This is a genomic window from Actinomycetospora sp. NBRC 106375 (genome assembly GCF_030269665.1).
In the GTDB taxonomy this organism is placed as follows: domain Bacteria; phylum Actinomycetota; class Actinomycetes; order Mycobacteriales; family Pseudonocardiaceae; genus Actinomycetospora.
This window is the reverse complement of record NZ_BSTS01000005.1, coordinates 31,505-44,835: the sequence shown is the minus strand read 5'-3', so window position 1 is coordinate 44,835 and position 13,331 is coordinate 31,505. Positions and strand designations below refer to the sequence as shown.

Genomic DNA, 13,331 nt, shown 5'->3' with positions numbered 1-13,331 from the left:
AGGCCAAGGACAGGTAAAGTCCACCCCAATGGAGCAATCCTCACCGGAGCTTGGGAGGCGATCACACCGTCGGTCCCCGATGACTGTTCGGACGGTGCGCTGACGAGCTCGTCCCGGGCAGCTGCAGTGATTTGAGGTCGATTCGTCAGCGCCGCGGGCCGTGCTAACCGACTCGTGGGGCTCCACCGCCCGTCGCGATCCCTGCGACAAGCTCTTCTGGAGGCACGTTGGGTTCAAGAGGCGGCAGGGTGTCTGCCCTCAGTAGTTCGGACGGCAGCTGAATGTACGGTCCGGGAGTCCACCACTTGACGGCTGCACGTTCCCGAACCGGTAGCGGAGCCAACGGAGTATGGGGCACCGCCGGCCAGACTTGTTCCACCGCTCTGCTTGCTACGCCAGGATGGTAGATGGCCCAGCCGGGATGATAGACAATCACGACGTTTACCATTGCAATCGAGAGATCTAAGACTTGAAACGTATGGTGGCTCGACTCTGTAGCGACCTCGGGAAGAACAATGCGCGGAAGGTCCTCGGAGTCCGTACGGACGTTCGGCGTGTGCTTGAAGGCCCAGGCGCTCAACCCGGTGGGAGGCCCGGCGTCCGTCACCGTCCAATTGAAGACCTCTTCGGGTACGTGAGTCCAGGCGGGTGGCCGTGGATCAAGAACTTTGTACTCCGTACGTGGGTGAGCAAGCAGTAGCCATGTCTTCAGAATCCAGAGGCGAGTTGAGTATGAGCGGTTCTGGCCCAGCTCTGTGATATCGCCGTGCTCCAACAGACGGATAGCGGGGTCGCCACCAGGGTTCTCGAATCTTTGATTGAGGATGCCATTGCATCTCAGGCAGCACGCGAGCTTAATCGCTTGGAACTCTGGGTAAGTTCGCCCCCCTTGAATCTCGAAGGGTCCTGACGTTGCCGGAAAGAATGCTCGGAGTAGGCGCTTGGGGATCACATGTTCACCCTCCGGCGTCGAGGGGTTCTCGTTGCACAGTGCGCAGGTTTCTTCGTTCCTATTTCGCGTGGCCACGACGGCTTAGCCTCGTCGTTCCTGTCCGGATTGTCGAGCACTTGCCGACCGAGTAAACTGCTCGCGATAAGCCTAGGGCGGGCTGTCGGCCCCGGTCGGGGTGGCGGGGTGCTGCCCCCGCCACGCTTGGAGCGCAGGGACACGGGCGTGGAGGCTCGCGGTCAAGAGCGGACGGAGTCCGTCGCGTAGCGATGCGCAGCACTCTTGATCGGGAGTCAGCCCGTGCGACGCTCCGGGGCCGGCAGACCCTCCGACGAAGTCGGGTCCACCGTTGTTCCGCTCGGCCTGCGCGGCCTTGAGCGCGAACCCACGTATCGCTTAGACGAGTGCCGATCCCGGGAAGGGCGTGCCGTGCTCGAAGTAGGCCCCAGTTCCGCCGTCTCCGGTCAGCAGGGATCGCACACGACGCGCGAGGCGCGGGATCAAGTAGTCGTTAAGTTGGTCGGCGGGGACCCATTCCCAGCGGTCGAGCTCGCTGCCGTCGAGCTTAATACGAGCCTCGTCGTCGCCGAGGGGACCGCAGTCGAAGACGAACAGGAGCTTGTCGCCCTCGCGCTCATTCGGCGCCCAGTCGACCGCAGCGAGCCGGCGCGGCTCTCGGTCGAGGGCTAGCTCCTCGCGAACCTCACGTTGACACGCGGCCGCGGGAGACTCACCGCGCTCGACGTACCCACCCGGGATGTCCCAGGTGTCCTTGTAGGTCGGGTGGACCAGTAGCGCCCGGCCGTCGGCGTCGACGAACAACGCCCCGGCGGCGACCCGTGGGGTGGCGAAGGTGTCCTCTGGTGCGGCCACGCCCCGAGGCTACTGGTGGACGTCAGGATGACGTCTGGCAGCGGTCAGGCGGCGAGTCGGAGGCGGTGTGCGAGCGCGCCCAGCTCGGTGGTGACGGTGCCGCGCGGGTTCTTCATCCAGGACAGGACGAGTTGGCGGCTGATGAAGTGGTGCCGGACCTGCTCGGGTGCGAGGCGCTCGGCATCCAGGACGGTGCTTAGGGCTTGGTCGCGGCGGCCGGAGACCGAGAGGGCGCGGGCGGTCTCCAGGGCGTGCCGGACGCGCCGCTCGGTCGGTAGCGCTGTGGTGTCGACGGTCGGCCCAAGGTCGGCGGCCACCTGGACGTCCCCGAGTTCCATCGCGGTCGCGACCCGGTGGATCGCGACATTGGTCGGGCCGAATGCCGTCCACATGTGGTTGGCGTCGCCACCGAGATAGCCGGCTGCACGGCGGGCATGCTCGAGGAAGTCGCGGGGCATCGTCCGGTCGTCCATCCGCGACGACGCCATGGCGCCCGCGAGGAACAGCGACCCGTAGACCGACCACAGGTTCGCGTCGGCGCCACCGAGGGAGGTCGACAGATAGTCCGACCCGTCGGCCGTGAGCTGGGCGGCAGCGTCGAAGCGACCGGTGGCGAGGAGCGAGTGGACCACCGACCGGAACAGCGAGCCCATCACTGGCAGGCTTCCGGAGCGCTGCGCGGCGGCCAGGCCCCGGTCGGCGGCCATCCACGCGAGGTCGCACTCACCGAGCTTGGTGAGAGTCGAGGCCGCGACCTGGTAGGCCAGGGCCAACATCGCATATGCGCGCTCGCCCTCGTCGCCGTCGTAGGCGTCCGCCGCGGTGAGCGCGTCGGTGAGCAGCAGCGGGACACGGCTGGTGACGAACCCGAACCGCGAGGCCTGGTAGGCGTCGAAAACGGCCGCCACGTCCCGCTCCACCGACGCCATCGCGGCCGGCTCGCTTGCCGGTGCCGCACGGCGCAGGACGGCGTTGAGCTGGCGGTAGTCCATGAGCGCGGTGCGCAGAGCCGGGACGGTGCTGGTGCCGGTCTCGGCGGTCCAGTCGAGGAGAGTGGGCTCTCCAAGGAGGTCTCCGAGCGAGACGTCGAGGACGTCGGCGAAGCGGCGGATGACCGAGAGCCGGTCCAGCTCGGCTCGGTTGTTCTCGATCTTGCCCAGCCAGTCCTCGGTGCGGCCGACCAGCCCGGCCACGACCTCCTGAGACAGGCCGCGGCGACGGCGGTAGAAGGCCACGCGCTCGCCGATGGTCAGTGACTCGGTCATCCCTCGCATGGCAAGAACCTCCTCCCGCACCCGCGGAGGACCCCGGAATTTTCTTCCGGGTCGAACGCCGGAACCGCTCTGACGCTAGCTGCAGACCCCGACACGCGGGGTCGGATTCAGCGGACTGGAGCAACAGAATGGCGATCAAGCGGCGGCTTCGGGTCTCGATGGAGGACGTCTTCCCGCACGGGGCGTTCATGACCACCGACGGCGCGGAGCCCGTTCCCGACTACGACCGGTCGACACGAGAGAAGTTCGTGCAGGCCATCGACAAGATCACCGGCCTGCCGGTGTGGGGCGTGGGTGTCCACGACCCCGACCCTGAGGCCCGCAAGGCCGAGCGCTCAGTGGACGTCAAGATCGCGGCCGAGTACCAGCCGGTCCCGCCCGAGGCGCTGCCCGGGCTGCCGTTCCGCCCGGTGGAGTTCGAGGGCCTGGAGGTCACGCCCTACCTCGACACGAACGGCCCGCGCCCGAAGGTCGCGTTCAGCCTGCGCGCCACCGGCATGCGCACCCCCACCCCTGGTGGAGACGCCCGGCGTGCCGGCCAGCCCAAGGGCGAGGCGAAGAACGGGGAGGCGGCCTGATGCCCGGGCTTTCGGTCCGTCTCACCCCGGTCGGGCGCGCCGAGGTCCACCTCCCCGACGACATGCCACCGATCCTGGACGTGATCGTCGAGCACCGGGTGGTGCTCACCCTGACCGCGCGGCGCCTCGACGAGGTCACCCTTGAGGAGCTGGAAGCGGCCCAGTCGCTGCTCGCGGCGCTGACGGTCTTCGTCGAGCACGCCACCCACTGGCTCCCGCCCACCACGGACCGGGCGATCGGCGGTGCGGCATGAGTACCACCAGCAACGGCACAAAGAAGGTCACCGAGGCGACGTCGCCCCGTACCGCGCGCCGATTGACGCGCGAGCGGCTGCGCGCCGTGGTCCGGGAGCTGGTCCTCGACGGGCAACCGGTGCCCGACTGGCACGAGCACGCCGCCTGCGCGGGCATGGAAGAGGCCCTGTTCTTCCCCGTCGCCGACGGCGGACCTCTCGGGGTCGAGCGGATCGAGCAGGCCAAGCAGGTCTGCGCCGGCTGCCCGGTCCGGAACACGTGTCTCGCGGACACGATGGCCCGCGAGTCTCCGACCGCCCGCTACTGCGTGTTCGGCGGCCTGTCCGCGGGGGACCGGTCCCGGCTGTATGCCGACCTGCGCACCCGAGCGTTCGCCCTCGACGCGACCGGCGAGTCAGGAGCGGTGGCGTGAGCCGCCCGCCGGCTGGGCCGCGCTGCGAGGTCTGCGCCGCCCGTCTCGACCCCGACACCCCGACCAACCGGCCCCGCCGCTGCACCGAGCACCTCGCGCAACAGGCCCTCTTCCCGCTCGCGGTAGTCCCCGTCCGACGTCGGCGACCCCGGTCCGGACCCGACGACCTCTCGCCCCGGCACGACCGCCACCACACCACGACCGGCCGCCCTGTGCGGCGCGACCGCTCCGGAAGGACTGAGTTCTGATGCCGATCGGACACACCGTCGGGCGCGGCGCCACCATCCGTCGCCGCGCCGACGTCCAACCCACGCTCATCGAGCCCTCGCGGACCTTCCTCGGGCGGCTGCGCCGCCGCGACCTGCTCGCCGTCGGGCGACTGCTCGTCCTCGCCGGGTGGGGCACGGTCATGGCCGCATGGCTGCTGGCCTACGTCCCCGTCCTGGCCGCCGCCACCGCCCTCGTCGCGGTGGTGTGGTCGGTGCAGGGCCGCGGTGCCGGGCTCGCGGGCGTTGCGCTGGTCGGCGTCGCGTTCTACACCTGGTCCCGCGCCCACCCCGAGACCTGGGAACGGTTCGTCGCCTCGCGGGTATGGCGGTTCATCCGTCGCATCCGCTACCGCTGGGTCTGGCGAGACCTGCTCGCGGCCGCCGACGTCCGCGCCCGCGACGCCCACCACGTCATCCGGGTGCCGCGGCTGCTGTGGGTCCGTCTCGGGCGTCACGCCGACCTGCTCACCGTGCAGCTCTGCCCCGGGGTCACCACCGAGCACCTCGACGCCGCTGCCGACGCGCTACGCGCCGAGTTCCGCGCCCTGGAGGTCCGCGTCCTGCCCCACCAGCGCCGCGGGTGGATCTCGGTGCGGGTCATCTGCGCCGACACCCTGCTCGACACCATCGCCCCGCCCATGGGGTCCGAGACCGAGCAGGCGCCCCATGGGGTGGACCTCACCGCGCTGCACCTCGGCCGCCGCGAGGACGGCGAACCGTGGCTGCTGCGCCTGCTCGGGCGCCACCTGCTCGTGGCCGGCGCGACCGGAGCCGGCAAGTCCAGTGTCGTCGCCTCCCTGCTGGTGGCGCTCGGCCCGGCCATCCGCGCCGGCACGGTGCGGCTGATCGGGATCGACCCGAAGGGCGGCATGGAGTTCGGGCTCTACCGCGACCTGTTCCACCTGCTCGCCTGCGAGACCGAGGAGGACATGGTCCGGGCCCTGGAAGCCGCCGCCGACCTGGTCGCCGAGCGCGCCCGTTCCCTCGCGGGCGTCGTGCGCCTGCACACCCCCACGGTGGACGCCCCGCTCATCGTCGTGCTGGTTGACGAGATCGCTTCTCTGACCGCCTACATCAGCGACAAGGCGCTCAAGGAGCGCGCCAAGCAGGCGCTGGGCCGGTTGCTCACCAAGGGCCGCGCGGTCGGAGTCTCGGTCGTCGGGTGCGTCCAGGACCCCCGCAAGGACGTCCTGGAGGTCCGCAACCTGTTCACCACCCGCATCGGGCTCCGGCTGGCCGAGAAGACCGAGGTGCCGATGGTGCTCGGTGACGGTGCCCGCGAGCGCGGGGCACTGTGCGACCGCATCCCGATGAGCACGCCGGGTGTCGGCTACCTCGTCGAGGACGGCTCCACGGTCGTCACCAAGGTCCGCGCCGCCTACGTCGACGACGAGCAACTGCGCTGGCTCGCCGCCACCTACCCCTCGCCCACCCGCGAGGTGCTGCCCGAGGTCGCCGACCTCCCCGACAAGCCGCGGCGACGCAAGCGCCCCACCGGCGAGGATCGGGAGGCGTCCTGATGAGCACCGACGCGCAGGACACCGCCGCGGCCGGGCCGACCCCGGTCGGGAGGCTCACCGGCCCGGTGATGCGCGAGGTCGCCCAGAGCGCCGCCGAGCAGGTCGGGGCCTGCATCCGCCCCCTCGCGGTCCGGCGGATCGACCGGGAGACCGGTGCCACGACCGTGGTCCCGATCCCCTGCGGGGCGACCCGCGCGTCGGTGTGCGGGCCGTGCGCGGAGCGGGCCCGGCGGCTGCGGATGTGGCAGGCCCAGCAAGGCTGGCACCTCGACGAGGAGCCCGAGGCCCCGACCGAGGAGCCGACGGTGCGGCAGCGGGCGCTGCTGGGGCAGCGGGCCGACCTCGAGCACGACCACGCCGACGCCCTCGAGGCCGGCGAGATGACCCGCGTCCTCGACGTCGAAGCCGCCATCGAGCAGACCGACGAGATGCTCCGCGCCGAGGGCGTCCGCGGATCGACCCCTCGCGGCAAGGGGGAGGACAAGCCGAAGCGCCGTGCCCGTTCGACGAAGAGGCGTCAGGACGTGCCCGATCTGCCCCGGCTCCCGGTCCGGGCCACGACCACGGGGCGGGTGTTCGAGGCACCCAACGGCCGGACCTACCGCCCCTCGACGTTCGTCACGCTCACGCTGCCGTCCTACGGGCCGGTCCGCGCCGACGGCGCCCCCAAGAACCCCGAGCGGTACGACTACCAACGGGCCGCCCGCGACGCGATCCACCTCGGGGAGCTGTTCGACCGCTTCGTGCAGAACCTCCGCCGGGCCGTCGGGTGGAACGTGCAGTACTTCGCCGCCGTAGAACCCCAACGCCGCGGCGCCCCGCACCTACACGCCGCCATCCGCGGCACCATCCCCCGCCGGCTCATCAAGCAGGTTGTGGCCGCGACCTATCACCAGGTGTGGTGGCCGAACCACGACCAGCCGCTCTACACCGAGGACCACCCGCCTGTCTGGGACGAGACCCGCGACCCGGCCTGCTACGTCGACCCCGACAGTGGTCAGCCGCTCCGGACCTGGGAGCAGGCCCTCGACGAGCTCGACGACGACCCCGACGCCGCCCCCGCGCACGTCATCGAGTTCGGCACCCAGGTCGACATCCAAGGCGTCCTCTCGGGGACGGAGAAGTCGGACAAGGCGATCCGGTATCTGACCAAGTACCTGACCAAGAGCATCGGCGAGACCGCCGGACCCGACACCCCCGCGTCCGCGGCGCACATGGACCGCCTGGTTGAGGCGCTGCGGTGGGAGCCGTGCTCGGAGTCGTGCCCGAACTGGCTGCTGCACGGCATCACGCCGGACAACCCGAAGCCGGGGATGGTGCCCGGCCAATGCCGCGCGAAGGCCCACAAGCGCGAGCACCTCGGCTACGGCGGCCGGCGCTGCCTGGTCTCCCGTAAGTGGTCCGGCAAGACCCTCACCGAGCATCGCGGCGAACGCCGCGACCACGTTCTCAAGGTCCTCGGCGCCGTCGGCGCCACCGCCGAGCACGACACCGAGGACGGCGACCTCGCCCGCTACGACTGGCAGCTCATCGGTCCCCGCGACCGTGACCAGCCGGACCGCTTGCAACTCCTGCTGCGCTCCATCGCCCAACGACGGCGGTGGCGCGAGCAGTACGACCAGGCCAAGACCGACATCGGCTCGGCAACTCGTGATCAAGGAGAAGCGGCGTGACAGCCAACGCGACGGAAGGCCTCTGGTCGGTCGACGACGTCTCGGCGTACCTGGGCATCCCCGTGAAGACGCTCTACCAATGGAAGTGGCGCGGCGAGGGTCCGCCGGTGCGGAAGATCGGTCGCCATCTCCGGTACGCGCCTGACCAGGTCCGGGCCTGGGCGACCCAGCCGGAAGCGGCGTGATCGCTCATGGGCCACGTCCAAGACCGTTGGTTCCGCACCGTGCGGGACGAGCTCACCGGCAAGCCCCAGCGAGAACGCACCGACCTCCACGGCACGGGGCTGCGCTACAAGGTCCGCTACGTCGACCCCGAGGGCCGGGAGCGATCCAAGTCGTTCCCCGACCGACGCAAGAAGGCTGCGGAGGACTTCCTCGGGGAGATGGAGTCCGGCGTTCGCGCGGGGACCTACCTCGATCCCGACGCCGGCAAGGTGCCGTTCCGCGAGTACGCCGAGAGCTGGGTCAAGGGGCAGTCCAGCGACGCGTCCTCACGTCAATCGATCGAGAGCAGGCTCCGCAGCCAGCTCTACCCCTTCTTCGACCGGCGCCCGGTCGACGCCATCGCGCCGGCTCGCGTGCGTGACTGGCTCGCCTGGCTGGAGGACCGGCGGCTCGACGGGACGTATCGGGCGGTCCTCTTCGACACGCTCTCTTCGATCATGAACGCCGCGGTCGAGGACAAGCTCATTCGTGACAATCCCTGTCAGGCACGAAGCATCAAGAAGCCGCGACGGTCGAGTCACCGCGTCGTTCCGTGGCCTGTGGAACGAGTTCGAGCGGTGCAGGAAGGACTGGCGGAGCGGTGGCGTGTGGCGGCCGACGTCGGGGCCGGGCTCGGCTTGCGTCAAGGCGAAGTGCTCGGGCTGTCAGCCGGCGACCTCGACACCACTGAGGCTGTCGTGCACGTCGTTCGGCAACTTCGGATCATCCGCGGTCAGCTCGTCTTCGCCCCGCCCAAGGGCGGCAAGTCGCGCACCGTCCCGCTGCCCGACGAGGTCCGCGCCGCCGTGGCGACGCATCGTCGGTCGTTCCCGTCGGCGCGGGTCCGGCTGCCGTGGCTGGAGCCCGGAGGGCGCACCGTCGAGATCGAGCTGCTGCTGTCGAACGAGCGCGGCGAGCCGCACTCGGGCGATCACTTCAACAAGGTGATGTGGCGCGGGGCCTTCCGGGCCGCCGGGCTCGCCTACGCACCGCGGACCGACGGCATGCACGCCCTGCGGCACTTCTACGCCTCGACGCTCCTGGCCGGCGGCGTCTCGATCAAGGAGGTCGCCGAGTACCTCGGCCACGCCGACCCCGGCTTCACCCTGCGGACCTACACCCACCTCGTGCCGTCGAGCCACGCTCGCGCCCGCCAGGCCGTGGACGCGGTGCTCGGGGCCGGCGCCGACACCTCCGACGGCCTGAGGACGGCCTGATCATGAAGACGCCAACGAGGACCGGGCGTCGTGGGCCCCGCCGGGCGTGGATGCACAACGACGCTGATCACGAGAACAGCCTTCGTGACCAGCGCCGATGCCGCTGGGGAGCCTCAGGCGATGTGCCGTCCGCTGATGGCGCGGGCGATGACGAGCTGCTGGATCTGTTCGGTGCCCTCGAAGATGTCGTAGATCTTCGAGTCGCGGTGCATCCGCTCTACCGGGTGCTCGCGCGAGTAGCCCGCACCGCCGAGGATCTGGATCGCCCGCTCGGTGGCCCAGACGGCGACGCGGCCGGCCTTGAGCTTGGACATCGAGCCCTCACCGGCCTCGAACGCGACGCCGTTGCGACCCATCCACGCCGCGCGCCAGACGAGCATGCGGGCGGCGTCGATCTCGGTCTTCATGTCGGCGAGCGTGAACGCGATCGACTGGTTGTCGATGATCGGGCGCCCGAAGGTCTCGCGGCCCTTGGCGTACTCGAGGGCGTACTCGTAGGCCGCGCGGGCGATGCCGATCGCCTGCGAGCCGACCGTCGGACGGGAGAGCTCGAAGGTCTGCATGGCCGCCGAGCCCTTGGACTTCACGCCCTCACGGGCCCGGGCGAGGCGCTCGTCGAGCTTCTCCTTGCCGCCGAGCAGGCACGAGCCGGGGACCGTGACGTCGTCGAGGAAGACGTCGGCGGTGTGCGACGCGCGCAGGCCCATCTTCTTGATCTTCTTGGCCGTCTCCAGGCCCGGCGTGTCCGGCGGGACGACGAACGCCGCCTGCCCGCGGGAGCCCAGCGACGAGTCGACGACCGCCTGCACGACGTGGATGTTCGCGATGCCGCCGTTGGTCGCCCACGCCTTCTGGCCGGTGAGCGTCCACTCGTCCTTGGCCTCGTCGTAGACCGCGCGGGTGCGCATCGCCGAGACGTCCGACCCCGACTCGGGCTCCGAGGAGCAGAACGCCGCGACCTTGACGTCGCCGGCGTCGCCGTAGCACTGCGGGATCCACTCGACCATCTGCTCGGGCGTGCCCGAGGAGAAGATGCCGGCCACGGCGAGGGTCGTCCCGAAGATCGCCATGCCGATGCCGCCGTCGCCCCAGAAGAGCTCCTCGTTGACCAGCGGCAGGCTCAGGCCGGTCTCGTCGCCCCAGAAGCTGGCCAGGGTCTCGAAGTTGTACAGCTCGATCTTCGCGGCCTCCTGGAGGACGGGCCACGGGGTCTCCTCGCGCTCGTCCCACTCGGCGGCGGCCGGGCGGATGACGTCGGCGGCGAACCCGTGGGCCCAGTCGCGGAGGTCGGTGTGCTCCTCGGAGAGCTCCATGGAGAAGGTCATCGCGGGGACTCCTGTCACGCCGAGGGGATCGTGAACATCTTCTGCAGCGCCGTCGCGAACCCGACGTCGCCGGAGACCTTCAGCTTGCGGGTCATGAACAGCGTGACCGGCGACGCGTTGTTCGTGACGACCTTGAGGAACTGCACGCCGTCCATCGACAGCTCGGTGCGGGGCTCCTCGGAGAGCTCCTCGGACACCTCGCACGTACCGTGCTGCATGGCCGTCTGGAAGTCGTCGGTGCCGGACGAAGAGTTGCCGGTGACGTGCCAGTGCACGACCTGGCGCTTCGCGCTCGACCCCTTCGAGGAGTAGAACTCGGCCATTCGCCCGAAGATGGCGTCGAGCACGGGCCGGCGGACGTCGGACGCCATGACGGCCTCGAGCTGGCCCTTGCCGGTGCTCTTGACCAGTCGCGCGAACAGGGAGGGATCGATGTCCTTGCCCCCGTCGGAGGCCAGGCCGTCGCGCAGGGCGTCGACGAGCTGCTCGTCGGACAACGACTTCGGGTCGACGCTGCGACCCAGCTCGTTGACGTCGATCTTCTCGGGCACGGTCTCACTCCGGCGTCGGCGAGGTGGCGGATGTGTCCGGTACTGGCGGTCCCGGCAACAGCGGCTACTTTACGCGCCGGTAGATACGGGGCAAGAGTGACCTCGGAGACTCACCCGCGCCGGCGTCTCGCGCCCGAGGTGCGCCGGCAGCAGGTCCTCGACGCCGCGGTCGCGGTGTTCTCCGAGGAGGGCTTCCACGGCGCGTCGATGGACGCCGTGGCGGCGCGGGCCGGGGTCAGCAAGCCGCTGGTCTACGCGCACGGCGGCAGCAAGGAGGAGCTCTTCGCCGCGTGCCTGCACCGCGAGGCCGAGCGCCTGCTGCGCTCGGTCGAGAGCGCGGCCGGCGCCGCCGACGACGAGCCCCTCGAGCGCCTGCGCCGCGCCCTGCGCGCGTTCTTCCACGCCCTGACCACCCGCCAGGCCGGCTGGACCGTGCTGTGGCGCCAGGCCTCCACGGGGCCCTTCGCCGGCGAGGTCGACGCCCTGCGCCGCCAGATCGTCGACCAGGCGGCCGACCTCATGGCCGGCGGCCTCGGCGTGCCCCGCGCCGTCGCGCAGCCCTACGCCCACACGCTCGTCGGTGCGGCCGAAGGGCTCGCGGACTGGTGGCTGACCGGTGACCCGGACGTCGGCGACGGGGATCCCGCCGACGTCCTCGCCGACATGCTCGTCACCGTCGTCGGTCCAGGGCTCGACGGGCTCACGGGGCGCACGGGGCTCGCTGGCGGGACGATCGCGTCCTCTGCCGGTGTCTCGGGAGAACGCTAGACGGGGCGATACCGCGCGAGACGCGGCGCGGGTGGGGTGGGTCGGTGGGAGCGAGGGCGTCCCTCGCTGCCCGCCACGCAGCCAGGGCGTCCCTCGCTCCTCCGAGGCCCGCCCGGCCCCGCGGCGCGAAGGCGTCCCTCGCTGCCCGCCACGCAGCCAGGGCGTCCCTCGCTCCTCCCGGCGGGCCCCCGCGCCGAGCGCGACACGCCGATCGCGGATTCTCGCGAGGTATCGGGCGGACGCTAGAGAGGCCCATACGCTCCGATCCATGGATCCGGTGCGCAACCCGTACGCGCCCGGCGCGGGACAGCGCCCGCCCGAGATGGCCGGCCGGGACCGCGAGGTCGACGCGTTCGACGTCGTGCTCGAGCGTGTGGCCCGCGGCCGCCCCGAGCGCAGCCTCGTGCTCACCGGCCTGCGCGGGGTGGGCAAGACGGTCCTGCTCGGCGAGCTGCGCTCGATGGCCGTCCGTGCGGGGTGGGGCGCCGGGAAGATCGAGGCCCGCCCCGACGCCGACCTGCGGCGCCCGCTCTCGGCGGCCCTGCACCGGGCGATCCGCGACCTCGCCGTGCACCACCGCGCCCCGGACCGTGTCGAGGACACCCTGGGCGTGCTCAAGGCGTTCGCGCTCAAGGCGACACCGTCCGACGCGAAGATCAAGGACCGCTGGCAGCCCGGCATCGACGTCCCGGTGAAGAACGGTCGGGCGGACTCCGGCGACATCGAGATCGACCTCGTCGAGCTGTTCGGGGTGTGCGCGGAGCTGGCCGCCGACGTCGGGGTGGGCATCGCCCTGCTCATCGACGAGATGCAGGACCTCGGGATCGACGACGTGTCCGCCCTCTGCGCGGCGTGCCACGAGCTCTCGCAGTCCGGCGCGCCGCTGGTCGTCGTGGGCGCGGGGCTGCCGCACCTGCCGGCGGTGCTCAGCGCCTCGAAGTCGTACTCCGAGCGGCTCTTCCGCTACGTCATGATCGGCCAGCTGGACCGCACCGACGCCGACCTCGCCCTCACCGTGCCCGCCAAGCGCGAGGACACCGAGCTCACCGAGGCCGCCCTCGACGCGCTCTACGAGGTCTCCGGGGGCTACCCGTACTTCGTGCAGGCCTACGGCAAGGCCGCCTGGGACGCCGCGGTGCAGAGCCCGATCGACGCCGACGACGTCCGCATGGCCGCACCCGAGGCGGGCGCCGAGCTGGCGGTGGGCTTCTTCGGCTCGCGCTACGAGCGCGCGACCCCGGCCGAGCGCGAGTACCTGCAGGGCATGGCGGAGATCGCCGAGGGCCGCGACGACCCGGTCCCGACCTCGAAGCTCGCCCAGCACCTCGGGCGCAAGCCCTCGTCGCTGTCGCCGGCGCGGGACAGCCTGCTGCGCAAGGGTCTCGTGTTCTCCGCCGAGCGCGGCTGGATCGCGTTCACCGTCCCGCACTTCGGCCGTTTCCTCCTGGGCCGCGACTAGCGCT

The 13,331-nt window shown here is 71.0% G+C and carries 13 protein-coding genes; 9 read left to right on the top strand and 4 right to left on the bottom strand.

The window, feature by feature from the left end; genetic code table 11:
* Nucleotides 1-1,345: 1,345 nt before the first annotated feature.
* Together QSK03_RS09805 and QSK03_RS09800 are read right to left on the bottom strand one after the other, a co-directional pair.
* Nucleotides 1,346-1,822 (bottom strand): NUDIX domain-containing protein, encoded by a 477-nt coding sequence (locus tag QSK03_RS09805; RefSeq protein ID WP_285651029.1) that lies wholly within the window; start codon nt 1,820-1,822, stop codon nt 1,346-1,348.
* A 44-nt stretch (nt 1,823-1,866) separates the two neighbouring features.
* Nucleotides 1,867-3,087 carry a helix-turn-helix domain-containing protein gene (locus tag QSK03_RS09800; RefSeq protein ID WP_285651027.1) on the bottom strand — a complete coding sequence of 407 codons (1,221 nt, stop codon included), beginning with the start codon at nt 3,085-3,087 and terminating at the stop codon, nt 1,867-1,869.
* Between the two features lie 137 nt (nt 3,088-3,224).
* Between QSK03_RS09800 and QSK03_RS09795 the strand changes: the two genes are divergently transcribed.
* The 7 genes from QSK03_RS09795 to QSK03_RS09765 all read left to right on the top strand — a co-directional run bounded on the left by QSK03_RS09795 (nt 3,225) and on the right by QSK03_RS09765 (nt 9,224).
* A complete protein-coding gene (locus QSK03_RS09795) occupies nt 3,225-3,674 on the top strand; it encodes a plasmid replication, integration and excision activator (protein WP_285651025.1) in 450 nt (149 codons plus the stop codon).
* Nucleotides 3,674-3,928 carry a hypothetical protein gene (locus QSK03_RS09790; RefSeq protein WP_285651022.1) on the top strand — a complete coding sequence of 85 codons (255 nt, stop codon included), beginning with the start codon at nt 3,674-3,676 and terminating at the stop codon, nt 3,926-3,928. The genes QSK03_RS09795 and QSK03_RS09790 overlap by 1 nt, the downstream gene beginning before the upstream one ends.
* Nucleotides 3,925-4,341, top strand: a complete 417-nt coding sequence (locus tag QSK03_RS09785) for a WhiB family transcriptional regulator (protein ID WP_285651020.1) — start codon at nt 3,925-3,927, stop codon at nt 4,339-4,341. Before QSK03_RS09790 ends, QSK03_RS09785 begins: the two co-directional genes overlap by 4 nt.
* A 247-nt stretch (nt 4,342-4,588) precedes the next feature.
* Nucleotides 4,589-6,130, top strand: a complete 1,542-nt coding sequence (locus tag QSK03_RS09780; RefSeq protein WP_285651016.1) for an FtsK/SpoIIIE domain-containing protein — start codon at nt 4,589-4,591, stop codon at nt 6,128-6,130.
* Nucleotides 6,130-7,803 (top strand): replication initiator, encoded by a 1,674-nt coding sequence (locus tag QSK03_RS09775; RefSeq protein WP_285651013.1) that lies wholly within the window; start codon nt 6,130-6,132, stop codon nt 7,801-7,803. The genes QSK03_RS09780 and QSK03_RS09775 overlap by 1 nt, the downstream gene beginning before the upstream one ends.
* Nucleotides 7,800-7,988, top strand: coding sequence for a helix-turn-helix domain-containing protein (locus QSK03_RS09770; protein ID WP_285651010.1), 189 nt, complete (start codon nt 7,800-7,802; stop codon nt 7,986-7,988). Before QSK03_RS09775 ends, QSK03_RS09770 begins: the two co-directional genes overlap by 4 nt.
* A 6-nt stretch (nt 7,989-7,994) precedes the next feature.
* On the top strand, nt 7,995-9,224 hold the full coding sequence (locus QSK03_RS09765) for a tyrosine-type recombinase/integrase (RefSeq protein WP_285651008.1): 1,230 nt from the start codon (nt 7,995-7,997) through the stop codon (nt 9,222-9,224).
* A gap of 113 nt (nt 9,225-9,337) precedes the next feature.
* On the opposite strand, the gene QSK03_RS09760 is transcribed toward QSK03_RS09765, so the two are convergent.
* Both QSK03_RS09760 and QSK03_RS09755 read right to left on the bottom strand, forming a co-directional pair.
* Complete coding sequence (locus tag QSK03_RS09760) at nt 9,338-10,567, bottom strand: acyl-CoA dehydrogenase family protein (RefSeq protein ID WP_285651005.1); 1,230 nt, start codon at nt 10,565-10,567, stop codon at nt 9,338-9,340.
* Complete coding sequence (locus tag QSK03_RS09755) at nt 10,564-11,100, bottom strand: SCP2 sterol-binding domain-containing protein (protein WP_285651002.1); 537 nt, start codon at nt 11,098-11,100, stop codon at nt 10,564-10,566. Before QSK03_RS09755 ends, QSK03_RS09760 begins: the two co-directional genes overlap by 4 nt.
* A 96-nt stretch (nt 11,101-11,196) precedes the next feature.
* On the opposite strand from QSK03_RS09755, the gene QSK03_RS09750 reads away from it, so the two are divergent.
* Nucleotides 11,197-11,868 carry a TetR/AcrR family transcriptional regulator gene (locus tag QSK03_RS09750; protein ID WP_285651000.1) on the top strand — a complete coding sequence of 224 codons (672 nt, stop codon included), beginning with the start codon at nt 11,197-11,199 and terminating at the stop codon, nt 11,866-11,868.
* Between the two features lie 268 nt (nt 11,869-12,136).
* The gene (locus tag QSK03_RS09745) at nt 12,137-13,327 is read left to right on the top strand and encodes an ATP-binding protein (protein ID WP_285650998.1); all 1,191 of its coding nucleotides are present in this window, start codon (nt 12,137-12,139) and stop codon (nt 13,325-13,327) included.
* The last annotated feature ends 4 nt before the right edge of the window (nt 13,328-13,331 follow it).